This is a genomic window from Saccharopolyspora sp. NPDC003752 (genome assembly GCF_053605825.1).
In genome coordinates, this window is the sequence record NZ_JBSGJZ010000024.1 from 17,899 (window position 1) to 30,496 (window position 12,598).

A 12,598-nucleotide genomic window follows, 5' to 3' on the forward strand; every position below is an offset into this window, starting at 1 on the left:
GACTCAGTTCCCGAGTTCGTCGAGCGCCGCCTGCGCCGCGGCGAGCTCCGAGCGAAGTTGCTCGACGCGCAGGCGCTGCTGCTCGCGAGCGGCGTCGATCAGCGGTTCCACCGCTGCCGCGACGTCGTCGTGCAGCGCCTTCGCCGCTTGCGCAACCGCGTTCGCTGCGACGGGTGTCGGGCGCACGACGCGCTTCTTGCCGGCGCTGACCTCGACGCTCCACTGGCCGTCCTGGTCCGCCGTCAGCGTCACCGTTGCCCCGCCGATCGGCTTCGCCTGTCGTGGTTTGCGGCGTGCCGCCGACTCCGCAGCCGGCTTCGCCGGCGCAGTGGCCGGAGCCGCGGCGGCCTTGGGCTTCGCCGGAGCAGCAGGCTTCACCGCAGCGGCGGGCTTCTCCTGCGCCGCCGGTGGCTTCGCCGCAGCCGGAGCCGGTGCCGGGGTGGCAGGGCGTGGCTTCGCGGCGGGTTTTGCCGGCGGCTCGGGTGGCGCCGCTTTCTTGCGGGGTGGTTTGACCTTCGTGACCTCCGCGGCCGAGAAGGACAGCACGTCCTTCGAACCGGCCGGGCGGACCTGGATGAAGTCGCCCTCGGCCGGTTCGCCGAGCGCGACGACCTTGCCGGAGCGGCCTTCCTGGACGCCCACGGCCGAACCGGTGAACCACACCGTCGGCGTGGTTCCGGCGTTCAGCTCTTCGCGGATTCCGCGCAGCTCATCGGACGACAGCGGTGACATCGCCACCCCTTGCTCAAGGGTGAGCCCCTTCGGGGCTGTTAGACAGTGACGCCACCACTATATCGAACGCCCGTGCGAAGCTTCAACGGGATTGGCCGGCCGTCGCCTCGTAGTCCGCGAGGTCGGCCTTCCGGGTGCGCTGCCAGTACTTCCAGGTGAATCCGGGCCAGATCGTGCGGTTCACGCCGTTCTCGTCGAGGTACCAGCTCCGGCACCCGCCGGCCGACCACACCTCGTCGGCCAGTTCGGCCTGGATCTCGGCGTTGAAGGCGTCCTGCACCGACTTCCGCACGTCGATCTGCCCGATCTCGTCGCGGCAGATCGGACGCAGGCAGCTGAGCACGTAGTTGATCTGCGACTCGATCATGAACACCACGGAGTTGTGCCCGAGCCCAGTGTTGGGCCCCAGCAGGAAGAACAGGTTCGGGAAGCCGGAGACGGTCATGCCGAGGTAGGCCTCCATCCCGTTGCGCCAGGCGTCCTGCAGCTTGCGCCCGTCGCGGCCGACGATGCTCAGGTGGTCGAACGCGTCGGTGACGTGGAAGCCGGTGCCGTAGATGATCGCGTCGACCTCGTGCTCCTCACCGTCGCCGGTGACCACGGATCGCGACCGGACCTCGGCCACCCCGCTGGTCACGAGGTCCACGTTGGACCTGTTGAGCGCCGGGTAGTAGTCGCTGGAGAGCAGGATCCGCTTGCAGCCCATGGCGTAGTCCGGGGTCACCGCGGCGCGCACCTTCGGGTCCTTGACGGCCTTGCGGATGTACCGCTTGGACAGCTGCTCGGCGAACTTGCCGAGGCGGCGGTTGAACACCGCGAAGTAGCGCGCTTCGAGGGTCCAGTACAGCGCCGCGCGGGCGGCCCGCTGGACCAGCGGGACGTTGCGGAACAGGCGCTGCACCGACTCCGGGATGGGCCGGTCGGGCTTGGGCTGGATCCACGGCGGGGTGCGCTGGAACAGGTGCAGCTGCGCCACTTCCTTGGCGATGCGCGGCACGAACTGGATGGCGCTCGCCCCGGTGCCGATCACCGCGACCCGCTTGCCCGCCAGGTCGAAGTCGTGGTTCCACTCCGCGGAGTGGAACACCTCGCCCTCGAAGCCTTCCACGCCGGGCAGTTCCGGGTAGCTCGGGATGTGTAATGCGCCGACGCCGGACACCAGCGCGCGGCCTTCGTACTCGGTTCCGTCCGCAGTGGACACCCTCCAGGTGCTGGCGTCCTCGTCGTACTCGGCGCCGGTGAACTCGACGCCGTAGTGGATGTGGTCTCGGACCCGGTACTTGTCCGCGCAGTGCTGCAGGTAGTCGGAGATCTCGCCCTGCCTGGCGAACATCCGGGACCAGGACGGGTTCTGCTCGAAGGAGAACGAGTACATCAAGGACGGCACGTCGCAGGCGCAGCCCGGGTAGGTGTTGTCCCGCCAGGTACCGCCGAGGTCGGCGGACTTCTCCAGCACGATGAAGTCGCTGATCCCGGCCTGCTTGAGCCGGATCGCCATCCCGAGCCCGGAGAAGCCGGTCCCGACGATGATCACCGAGGTCCGGTATTTGCGCTGGTCCTGCGTTTGCCGTTGCACCATCAGGTCCTCCTCCGACACCGGAACGACTGACTACCCGGGAGTAGCTTACTACGAGTAAGTTACTTGCGGTAGGGTGTTTCCGTGGAGACGCAGCAGGCACCGACCACCGGACGCAAGCGGATGCCCCGAGCCGAGCGGGAACGCCAGATCCTCGCCGTCGCCGAGCAGGTGTTCGCGGCGGACGGCTACCAGGGCACGTCCATGGACGACATCGCGGCACGGGTCGGCCTGTCCAAACCGATGCTCTACGAGTACTTCGGTTCCAAGGAGGGATTGCTGCTCGCCTGCTTGCAACGGGCCAAGCGCGAGCTGCTGGAAGCGACCACGGTCGCGGCGGCCGGCGCAGCCACCCCCGAGCAACTGCTGCACGACTGCCTGCTGGCGTTCTTCAAGTTCAGCGACGACCACGCCCAGGCCTGGGCGCTGCTGCGCAACGAGTCCGCGGTGCCGAGCTCGTCGGTGAGCAGCGAGCTGGAATCGATCCGCATGCAGCAGATGGAGTTCACCTCGGGACTGATGGGCGCCGCGCGCCCCGACCTCGATCCGGTGCAGCTGGAGGCGTTCGCGGAGGCGATCATCGGCGCCTGCGAACGCCTCGCCCTGTGGCGGGACCGCCGCCCGGAAATCACCGCCGAACAAGCCACCGGACACCTGATGGCGCTGTTCGCCCCAAGCCTCACCCCAGTCCCCTGACACCACCCGCCCGCAAGGCGGCCCAGCCGCCGGCGGCCCTGGGACGTCGGTTGGAGCATGGGAACCTTCCTGTCACTCCACTCCGGTCGCAGGGCTGCGCCTTTGAAGCATGGGAACCTTCCTGTCACTCCACTCCTGTCGCAGGGCTGCGCCTTTGAAGCATGGGAACCTTCCTGTCACCTCACGCCGAGTGCACCCCCGCACCCTTGAAGCATGGGAACCTTCCTGTCATCCGTCCCTCAACTGGAGCGCCGCGAGTGTGTTGCCGGTGCGGGATCGCGGGGCCGGAATGCCGAGGCAGCAGGGGGCCGGTTCTGACCCGAGCAGCGGGTCGCACCTCTCGAACTTCACTCGTTCGGGCGGTGATCGAGAGTTGGGGGTCAAGATCCACCGAACGTTCTCCGATACCGAGTCAGCCGTGCCAACACGTCAGACCCAAGGAGAACAGTTTGCGCCCCTGGACCACGCGCACAGTAAAGGCAGCCGTTGTGGCCGCGGGGTTCGCCGCTGTCGGAACCGGTGCCGCCTCTGCCGCGGAGAGCACCGACCTCCCGAAGCCGGACCTGTCGTCCGTTCCGGACAACGTCGGGGTCCTCGCCCCGTTGAACGCCTGCCAGATGCAGAACGGGCCCGGGTACAGCCCGACGAAGGCTCCGTGCGCGGACACCCAGCTGTACGCGAACGCCCCGAACCTGGTCAAGAAGGTGGGCGCGGACATCACCACCACCGGCCACGGGATTGGCGGTGAGCTGCGGGACGGCCGCCCGGTGCTCGCGCCCGGCAAGCCGAAGAACGTGCTCGGCCACGTCTTCGCCGAGACCACCCGCGTCGAGCAGATGACGAAGACCCGCCCGACCATCGGCGGCTCGGTTGCCCCGGGCCACCTCGGTGTGGCCTCCGGCCGCATTCCGGAAGCCACTCTGCTGGACGCCGAGGTAGGACCGCGCGAGCCCGGACACCAGGGCACGTCCACGCTGGACACCGCGGTCGACCTGACCGCGGCCCAGGGCTACGCGACGGAACCGCTGGCCAACCCGGTCGGCGCGGTCGCCCCCGCTCTGCAGCGCAACCCGCTGCAGAGCTCCGGCAAGCAGGTCGCCCTGCCACAGCCCGAGAAGCTCGTGCCTGCGGTCGAGAAGACCCCGGTGACGTCGGAGCTCAACAGCGGCCTCGGCGGCGGCGCGAGGGACGTCGCGCAGCAGGTCACGGGCAGCCTTCCGAATGCTCCGGTGCGCCGGATCACCGGTCAGCTCCCGTCGATCGGCGACGTGGCCCGCACGCTGCGCTGAGCACGATCTGATCAAGTGGTCCCGGACATCGTTCCGGGACCACTTTTTCGTGTCCGCACAACGAACAAGCAACGCTCCACAATGGATTTCTCACTCCATCGTGGGAACTTGGCGGAACACGCCCGGAGCGGTTCGACTTCGCCTGCGGGCATGGCGCAAACTCTGCCACGCGGTCGCCGTTGCACGGGCCTGTTCCCGCGTTTTCCCGGTCGCCGCAAGGGATGAACCCGCAATGTTCAGTCACCTAAGGAGAAGCACAGTGCGTACCGGTGCTCGTATTGCTGGTGTTGCCGCAGCCGCAGCTGCGATGATGGCCATCGCCTCCCCGGCCTTCGCCGACAGCGCGAACAACAACGGCATCAACCTGCTGGACGACAACAACGTCAGCGCCGTTCCGGTGCAGTTGTGCGGCAACAACGTTGCCGTCGCCGCCATCGTGGTCCCGATCCTGTCGCCGCAGATCAACAACTGCGTCAACGCGCCGATCATCGACCACCCCAAGCGCTGAGCAGGACCAGCGGAAAAGGCGCCGGACCCTCGTTGGCCCGGCGCCTTTTCACGTCCGCGAGTTCGACGGCTACGAAGCCTCGCGCGTCACGCCGCAGTGGCGGCGACGATGTCCCCGTCGGGTTCGCCGAGGTCGAACGGCTCCCCCGCCTCTGCGCGGCGGACCAGGGAGGCCGGCGGCTCGAACCGCTCGCCGTAGCGTTCCGCCAGTTCCCGGCAGCGCGCGACGAATCCGGCCAGCCCGCCCGAGTAGCCGTTCATGTACTGCACGACTCCGCCGGTCCAGGCGGGGAACCCGATGCCGAAGATCGAACCGATGTTGGCATCCGGCACCGACCGCAGCACGCCCTCGTCGAGGCATTTGACCGTTTCCAGCGCCTCCACGAACAGCATCCGCTCCTTGAGGTCGGTCAGGCTCACCTCGGACGGATCACGCTCGGCCGCGCCGAAGTGCTCGGCCAGTCCCGGCCACAGCCCGACCCGCTTGCCGTCGACGTAGTCGTAGAAGCCGGCGCCGCTGGAGCGGCCCTTGCGGTCGAACTCGTCGACCATGCGGTCCAGCACCAGCTCTGCCGGGTGCGGCGTCCAGGTCCCGCCGGCGGCCTCGACGGCGCGCCTGGTCTCGTCGCGGATCTTGCGCGGCAGCGTCAAGGTCAGCTCGTCGAACAGCTGCAGGACGGGCGCCGGGAATCCGGCCTGCGCGGAGGCCTGCTCGATGGACGCCGGGTGCACGCCTTCGGCGAGCATCGAGACGCCCTCGTTGACGAACTTGCCGATGACGCGGCTGGTGAAGAAGCCGCGGCTGTCGTTGACCACGATCGGCGTCTTGTTGATCTGCTGCACCACGTCGAACGCACGCGCCAGGGCCCGGTCGCTGGTGTGCTGACCGCAGATGATCTCGACCAGCGGCATCTTGTCGACCGGGGAGAAGAAGTGCAGGCCGATGAAGTCCTCGCGGCGGCGCACGCCCTCGGCGAGGTCGGTGATCGGCAGTGTGGAGGTGTTGGAGGCGATCAGCGCGTCGCCGTCGATGACCTCCTGCACCTCCGAGTACACCTGGTGCTTGATCTTCGGGTCCTCGAAGACGGCCTCGATGACCAGGTCGCAGCCGGTCAGCGGGTCGATCTGGTCGGTGGGCGTGATCCGAGCCAGCAGCTCATCCGCCTTGGCCTGCGTCGAACGCCCCTTGGCGATGGCCTTCTCCAGCAGCTTCGCCGAGTAGTCCTTGCCCTTCTCGGCCGCCGCGAGCGAGATGTCCTTGAGCACGACCTGCATGCCGGCCTTGGCGCACACGTAGGCGATGCCCGCGCCCATCATCCCGCCGCCGAGCACCGCGACCTTCTTCGCGCGCCATTCGGGTTCGCCGGCCGGGCGGCTGCCGCCGGAGTTGATGTGCTGGAGGTCGAAGAAGAACGCCTTGCTCATGTTCTTGGCGGTCTGGCCGCAGACCAGCTCCACGAAGTAGCGGCCCTCGACGACGAGCGCGGTGTCGAAGTCGACCTGCGCGCCTTCCACTGCGGCGGCGAGGATGTTGCGCGGGGCGGGCAGTGGCGCGCCCTTGAGCTGCTTGCGGAGGTTGGCGGGGAACGCCGGGAGGTTCGCGGCGAACTTCGGGTTCGACGGCGTGCCACCGGGAATCTTGTGTCCCGGCCGGCCCCAGGGCTGTGCCGCCTCGGGGTTGGCCTTGATCCAGTCCTTGGCGGCCGCGATCAGCTGCTCCGGCGTGTCGACGAGCTCGTCGACGATGCCGATCTCCGCGGCCTTCTCCGGGCGCAGCCGCTGGCCCTGCAGCAGCACGTTCAGCAGGGCGTCGGCGATGCCGAGCAGGCGGACCGTGCGGACCACGCCGCCGGCGCCGGGCAGCAGGCCGAGGGTGACCTCGGGGAAACCGAAGCGGGCCTTGGGGTCCTTCAGCGCGATGCGGTGGTGGCAGGCCAGCGCGATCTCCAGGCCGCCGCCGAGGGCGGTGCCGTTGAGCGCGGCGACCACCGGCACGCCGAGGGTTTCGAGGCGGCGGAGCTGCCGCTTGACGCCGGTGGTGGTCCCGGCGACCCGTTCGGCGTCGCCGGGGCGGGCCTGGACCAGCTCGCGCAGGTCACCGCCGGCGAAGAAGGTGCTCTTCGCGGAGGTGAGGACGACGCCGGTGATGTTGTCGCGCTCGGCTTCCAGGCGCTGCAGGGTTTCGTCCATGGAGCGCTGGTAGCGCTCGTTCATGGTGTTGGCCTGCTGCTGCGGGTCGTCCAGGGTCAGCACGACGATGCCGTCGGCGTCGGACTCCCAGCGGATGGTGTTCTGCTCGCTCATGTGTGATGTGTCCTTCAGCCGATCCGTTCGACGACAGTCGCGATCCCCATGCCGCCGCCGATGCACAGCGTGGCCAGGCCGTAGCGCTGGTTGCGGCGTTCCAGCTCATCGATGAGGGTGCCCAGGATCATCGCCCCGGTGGCGCCCAGCGGGTGGCCCATGGCGATGGCCCCGCCGTTGACGTTGACCTTGTCGTGGGCGACGCCGAATTCCTTCATGAACTTCAGCGGGACCGCGGCGAAGGCCTCGTTGATCTCGATCAGGTCGATCTGGTCGATGCTCAGGTCGGCCTTGGCCAGCGCCTTGCGGACCGCCGGGCCGGGGCCGGTCAGCATGATCGTCGGATCGGCGCCGCTGAGCGCCGCGGCGACGATCCGGGCGCGGGGACGCAGCCCGGTGCGTTCGCCGAGGGATTCGCTGCCGATCAGCGCCAGCGCGGCGCCGTCGACGATGCCGGAGGAGTTGCCGGCCGTGTGGACGTGGTCGATGCGCTCCACCCAGTGGTACTTCTGCAGCGCGACGGCGTCGAATCCGCCGAGCTCGCCGATGTCGGCGAAGGACGACTTCAGCCCGCCGAGGCTGTCGGCCGTGGTGTTGGCGCGGATGTGTTCGTCGCGGTCGAGGACGGTGACGCCGTTTCGGTCGGTCACCGGGACCACGGAGCGGGCGAAGCGGCCGTCGGCCCAGGCCTTGGCGGCGCGGGTCTGCGACTCGGCGGCATAGGCGTCCACAGTGGACCTGTCGAAGCCTTCGATGGTGGCAATCAGGTCGGCGCCGATGCCCTGCGGCACGAAGGAGGTGGCGAAGTTCGTTTCGGGGTCCATCGCCCAGGCTCCGCCGTCGGAGCCCATCGATACCCGGGACATGGATTCGACGCCGCCGGCGAGCACGGCGTCCTCCCAGCCGGAACGCACCTTCTGGGCGGCGATGTTGACGGCCTCCAGGCCGGACGCGCAGAAGCGGTTGATCTGCACGCCGCTGACGGTGTCGGGCAAGCCCGCGGCCAGCGCGGCGGTCTTGGCGATGTCGCCGCCCTGGTCGGCGACGGGCGAGACCACGCCGAGCACGACGTCGTCGATCAGCGCGGGGTCCAGGTCCGGGTGGCGGCGCTGCAGCTCCTGGATCAGGCCCACCACCAGGCTGATCGGCTTCACCCCGTGCAGCGACCCGGTTTTCTTGCCGCGACCGCGTGGTGTGCGGATCGCGTCGTAGACGAACGCCTCGGACATGTGTGGCGTGCCTCCTCATTGCGGCAGGTGCTCCACCCAGAGTGTGACACCAACACTGTCACAGTCAATGGGTGTGGGGCTTGCCGAACGATCAGTTGCGCCCGGATGGGGGTTGGGGCGGTGCGAGCATGGGAACCTTCCTGTCACCTCCACGCACGGAGGGCCGCATGACAGGAAGGTTCCCTTCCTCGCATCCAGCCCCGAGGGGCGGCAGGAAGGTTCCCAGCCGCCCCTACCACCGCGGACCGGATACCGTCCACGGAGAATGTGAACGAACGGTCGCATCTTCGCCGGGGCTGGTGGCGGCCGCGCGGAGGAGGTGGCAGGGATGGCGGATCGGCCGCCGCAGCGTCGCAGGCAAGCAAGGGGCGAACGGCGCATCGAGTTGCTGTTGGACGCCGCCGCCGAGGTGTTCAGCGAGGTCGGCTTCGCCGCCGCGACCACGAACGCGATCGCGGCTCGCGCCGGGTCCTCCCCCGGGTCGCTCTACCAGTTCTTCCCGAACAAGGAGGAGATCGCCCGCGCCCTTGCCGAGCGGTACCTCCGCCAGTTGCAGGAAGCACACCGCACCGCCTTGACCGTGGAGAACGCCGGCCTCCCGCTCGCCCAGCTGATCGACGCGATGCTGGACCCGATGATCGATTTCAACTTGTCGAACCCGGGCTTCCAAGCCCTGTTCAACACCCCGGACGAGGTGGCGACGAAACCCCTGCACATCCGCGAAGCGGTGATCGACCGGCTGAGCACGATCTTCGCCGCGCGCGCCCCGGAGCTGCCGGAGGACCAGAGGGTGCGCGCCGCGCGGGTGCTGACCGGAGCGTTCCGCGGCGTCCTGCCCCTGATCATCACGTCGACCGGAGACGAGCGAGCGTCGGTCGTCCGCGAACTCAAGCGGATCTTCCACGCCTCCCTGGCACCGCTGGTCGGCGACTGATCTGGCCCGGGCCACGCACTCCAGCTTCAAAACGTCGCGCGGAGATCTCGCCGGTCATGCACTGCTGAACCGTGACAGGAAGGGAACCTTCCTGTCACGGCGCCCGCCCCGCACAGCTGTGGAGCGAGCGCCGTTGGTCGGGCGCTAGCGAGTTCCGGCCAGGGATTGCGCGGTCGGCGACTGCGATGGGCTTGCTTCGCTGATGCCGAACCGGGCGTGGATTCGCTTCAGCGGTGCGGGGGCCCACCAGTTGGCGTTTCCGGCGAGCCGCATGAACGCGGGCACCAGGACAGCTCGGATCAACGTGGCATCGACCAGTACCGCCAACGCCAGGCCGAGCCCGAGCATTTTCAGGAAGAGCACGCCCGAAGACGCGTACATCGCGAAGGACACCGCCAAGATCGCTGCGGCAGCGGTGATCAGCGGTGCACTGCGTTCGATCGCCACCGCGACAGCCGATTCGTTGACACCAGTCCGGTCGTACTCCTCCTTGATCCGCGACAACATGAACACCTCGTAGTCCATGGACAGCCCGTACGCGATGCAGAACATCAGGATCGGAATGCTGGTTTCGAGCGTTCCGGTGGCGGTGAAACCGAAGACGTCGGACAGGTTCCCTTCCTGGAACATCCAGACCAGCGCACCGAACATGACCGACAGGCTCAGCAGGTTCAGCACTGTCGCCTTCAGCGGCAGCACCAGGCTGCCGGTCATCAGGAACAGGATGATGAACGTGATCCCGAAGATCACCAGCAACGCCAGCGGCAACCTGTCGAGCAGCGCCGCCCGGAAGTCCGCGAGTTCGGCGGGATAACCGCCCACCTGCACGGCGAACGGCGCGGGGACGTCTCGGACGTCCTGCACGAAGCCCAGCGGGTCCACCTCCAGGATCGCGGTGCTGGGCACGACTGAAAGCCACGTTCCCGTGCCGCTGGTGAACCGGTCAAATTCGGCCGGCACACCGGCCGCGCGCTGCCCATCGACGAACCGGCCGGCCATGGTATCGACCTGCACCACCCCTTCCAGCCGGGACAGCGCGGTCGCGTAACCCTCGACCTGCGGCCGCAGTCCACTCGGGTCACCGGCGGACGGGGCGACGAGGTGGATGGCGTCGGACTCCTCGACCCCGAAGTTGGCCCGGATTCGCTCGGACACCTGCCGGCTCGATGCACTGGGCGGCAGCACCCGGTCGTCCGGCAGGCCGAACCGCAGTCCGAGGATCGGTGATCCCAGCACCAGCAGGATGACGATGACGGCGCCGCCGAAGGCGACTGGTCGGCGCATCACGATCAGGGCCGTGCGGTGCCAGAAGCCGGCGCGACTCGGCCTGGGGCGGCGACGCCGCAGCATGCCTCCGCCTACCGCACGTCCGACGAGGGCCAGCGCTGCCGGGAGGGTGAAGAGCACCCCGATGGCGCTGAACAGCACGACGAAGAATCCCGCGTAGGCGAAGGACCGCAGGAAGGGGAACGGGAACAACAGCAGCCCCAGCAGCGAGATCGCGACGGTCAGCCCGCTGAACAGCACCGTTCGCCCGGCGGTCTGCACACTGTGGATGATCGCGTCGTGCTGGGTGTCGCCGCTGCTGAGACGTTCCCGGAACCGGTTGATCACGAACAGGCAGTAGTCGACTCCCAGCCCCAATCCCATCGCGAGGGTGATGTTGAGCGCGAACGTGGAGACTTCGGTGAAGGCGGCCGTGACGCGCAACGCCGCCATGGTGGCGACCATCGCGAACACTCCGATTCCGAGCGTCAGCAGAGCCGCGACGAATCCGCGGAACACCAGCACCAACAGCACGAACACGAGCGGGAAGATCAGCGCTTCGGCCCGGATGAAGTCCTGCCCAGCCTGCGCGCCGACTTGCCGGAAGACCTCCTCTCGGCCACCGACCTCGACCGCGATGTCCGCGGTGTCGCGGGTGAACTGCGGTGAGAGGTTGCGGAGGATGCCGCGGGTCTGCGTCGCGTCGCCCGGAACCCGCGCCAACACCAGGGCCTGCCGTCCGTCGGCGCTCCGCAGCGACGGACTGGTCCCGCGGGACCAGTAGGAGTCGGCCTCGGCCACTTCCGGACGGGCGGCCAGTTCGTCGGTCAGCGCCCGACCTGCCGCGGCGACGGCCGGATCGTCCACGTTTCCGTTCTTGGCGGTGACCAGCAGTGACATGTTCGGCCCGCCGGTGCCGAACTCGCGGTCCAGCACGTCGGCGGCGACCAGTGACTCGCTGCCCGGCGATTCGAAGCGGGACAGCGAAAGCGCGCTCATCGCGCCGGAGGCACCGACCAGTGCCACGGCGAACATGACCAGGCTGACCGCGAGGGTCCACCACCGGCGCCGGATCACGAATCGGCCGAGGCGCGCCAACGCGGGTTCGGGGGGCGGACTGTTGCCCGAATCAAGCATCGCGAGAAGTCCCTCTCTTGGCTGCTGGCGGTGTCGTTGCCAACTAGGACGCACATACGAGCAAACACTCGCATTTTTCGAATGCAAGTAAACGCTCGCAAAAGTGAAGTGGAGGTGAAATCAGACGCTCGGTCGCGGCCCGCTCCCGCCGGCCACGGAAGCGGTGCAAGGGAACCTTCCTGTCACCGCAGGAACCGAAACGGCCCGCCCGACGGGAGCAAGGGAACCTTCCTGTCACTCCAGGCCGGGGCGGACCCACCTGGCTGCGCAGTCGGCAGCAAGGGCCTGCGTCAGGAAGCCGAAGGGTGCAGCGCCGCTCTGAGTTGGGTGCAGATCGCTTCCACCTCTGCTTCGTCCGGGATGTCGCCTTCGGCGAACATCGCCATCTGCAGCGCGGGCCCGTAGCCGCCGAACCGTTCCATCAGGTCGCAGGTGGCGGGCTGCACGACGAAGTGGATGTGTCCCGGCACGCCTCCGGAATGCGACCACAGGCAGACGTAGACCTGCTCCGGGCGCACGACGTCTTCGACCGCTGCAGACACGCGCCGCAGCAGCGGACCGAGCTCGGCGCTCTCCTCTTCGGTCAGCTCCGCGATGTGCAGCACGTGGCGGAACGGCTTGACCAGCAGCGTGCCAATGCCCAACGGACCCACGCAGTGCTCCACCACCCAGGAAGCCGTCTCGTGGATTCTCCCGCCCGGGAGGCGGACTGCGCCGCTGGAGAGATCACAAGCCAGACACCGGCCCGCCTGCGCAACCAAGACCCGACCTCCTGGAATCCGATGACAGGAAGGTTCCCATGCTCGCGCCCGGAATGGCAGGAAGGTTCCCATGCTCGCGCCCGGCGCGCCTCGGCTCGGCGCCCGGCTGGTGGTGGCGAAATGGTCGCGAGGTCGGCGACCGGGTCGCCGACCTCGCGGTAGTGCCG

Annotated in this window: 10 protein-coding genes; 4 read left to right on the plus strand and 6 right to left on the minus strand. The window is 68.4% G+C overall.

Annotation, left to right across the window (positions count from 1 at the left end; translation table 11 throughout):
* Positions 1–3: 3 nt before the first annotated feature.
* Positions 4–732: a DUF6319 family protein gene (locus ACWEV3_RS27375; protein ID WP_452616637.1), complete on the minus strand. Its 729-nt coding sequence runs from the start codon at positions 730–732 to the stop codon at positions 4–6.
* An 82-nt stretch (positions 733–814) separates the two neighbouring features.
* A complete protein-coding gene (locus tag ACWEV3_RS27380) occupies positions 815–2,311 on the minus strand; it encodes a flavin-containing monooxygenase (RefSeq protein WP_452616638.1) in 1,497 nt (498 codons plus the stop codon).
* An 81-nt stretch (positions 2,312–2,392) separates the two neighbouring features.
* Here ACWEV3_RS27380 and ACWEV3_RS27385 point away from each other — a divergent pair, with 81 nt between their 5' ends.
* The 3 genes from ACWEV3_RS27385 to ACWEV3_RS27395 all read left to right on the plus strand — a co-directional run bounded on the left by ACWEV3_RS27385 (position 2,393) and on the right by ACWEV3_RS27395 (position 4,801).
* Positions 2,393–3,004: a TetR/AcrR family transcriptional regulator gene (locus ACWEV3_RS27385; RefSeq protein ID WP_358574540.1), complete on the plus strand. Its 612-nt coding sequence runs from the start codon at positions 2,393–2,395 to the stop codon at positions 3,002–3,004.
* A gap of 488 nt (positions 3,005–3,492) precedes the next feature.
* A complete protein-coding gene (locus tag ACWEV3_RS27390) occupies positions 3,493–4,293 on the plus strand; it encodes a hypothetical protein (protein ID WP_452616639.1) in 801 nt (266 codons plus the stop codon).
* Between the two features lie 259 nt (positions 4,294–4,552).
* Positions 4,553–4,801, plus strand: a complete 249-nt coding sequence (locus tag ACWEV3_RS27395; RefSeq protein WP_452616640.1) for a hypothetical protein — start codon at positions 4,553–4,555, stop codon at positions 4,799–4,801.
* A gap of 86 nt (positions 4,802–4,887) precedes the next feature.
* Here the strand turns inward: ACWEV3_RS27395 and ACWEV3_RS27400 are convergent, their stop codons facing one another.
* Together ACWEV3_RS27400 and ACWEV3_RS27405 are read right to left on the minus strand one after the other, a co-directional pair.
* Entirely contained in the window at positions 4,888–7,104 is a 2,217-nt protein-coding gene (locus ACWEV3_RS27400; RefSeq protein ID WP_452616641.1) for a 3-hydroxyacyl-CoA dehydrogenase NAD-binding domain-containing protein, read from the minus strand.
* Between the two features lie 14 nt (positions 7,105–7,118).
* On the minus strand, positions 7,119–8,333 hold the full coding sequence (locus tag ACWEV3_RS27405; RefSeq protein WP_452616642.1) for an acetyl-CoA C-acetyltransferase: 1,215 nt from the start codon (positions 8,331–8,333) through the stop codon (positions 7,119–7,121).
* Between the two features lie 328 nt (positions 8,334–8,661).
* Between ACWEV3_RS27405 and ACWEV3_RS27410 the strand changes: the two genes are divergently transcribed.
* A complete protein-coding gene (locus ACWEV3_RS27410) occupies positions 8,662–9,267 on the plus strand; it encodes a TetR/AcrR family transcriptional regulator (RefSeq protein ID WP_452616643.1) in 606 nt (201 codons plus the stop codon).
* A 144-nt stretch (positions 9,268–9,411) separates the two neighbouring features.
* Here the strand turns inward: ACWEV3_RS27410 and ACWEV3_RS27415 are convergent, their stop codons facing one another.
* Positions 9,412–11,568, minus strand: coding sequence for an MMPL family transporter (locus tag ACWEV3_RS27415; RefSeq protein WP_452616644.1), 2,157 nt, complete (start codon positions 11,566–11,568; stop codon positions 9,412–9,414).
* Between the two features lie 392 nt (positions 11,569–11,960).
* Positions 11,961–12,323, minus strand: a complete 363-nt coding sequence (locus tag ACWEV3_RS27420) for an HIT family protein (RefSeq protein ID WP_452616645.1) — start codon at positions 12,321–12,323, stop codon at positions 11,961–11,963.
* Positions 12,324–12,598 lie beyond the last annotated feature (275 nt).

Excerpts from the sequence above, each read along its gene's own strand:
- ACWEV3_RS27375 (WP_452616637.1), bottom strand. The coding sequence starts at position 732 with ATGTCACCGCTGTCGTCCGATGAGCTGCGCGGAATCCGCGAAGAGCTG.
- ACWEV3_RS27380 (WP_452616638.1), bottom strand. The coding sequence starts at position 2,311 with ATGGTGCAACGGCAAACGCAGGACCAGCGCAAATACCGGACCTCGGTG.
- ACWEV3_RS27410 (WP_452616643.1), top strand. The coding sequence starts at position 8,662 with ATGGCGGATCGGCCGCCGCAGCGTCGCAGGCAAGCAAGGGGCGAACGG.
- ACWEV3_RS27400 (WP_452616641.1), bottom strand. The coding sequence starts at position 7,104 with ATGAGCGAGCAGAACACCATCCGCTGGGAGTCCGACGCCGACGGCATC.
- ACWEV3_RS27415 (WP_452616644.1), bottom strand. The coding sequence starts at position 11,568 with ATGTTCGCCGTGGCACTGGTCGGTGCCTCCGGCGCGATGAGCGCGCTT.
- ACWEV3_RS27405 (WP_452616642.1), bottom strand. The coding sequence starts at position 8,333 with ATGTCCGAGGCGTTCGTCTACGACGCGATCCGCACACCACGCGGTCGC.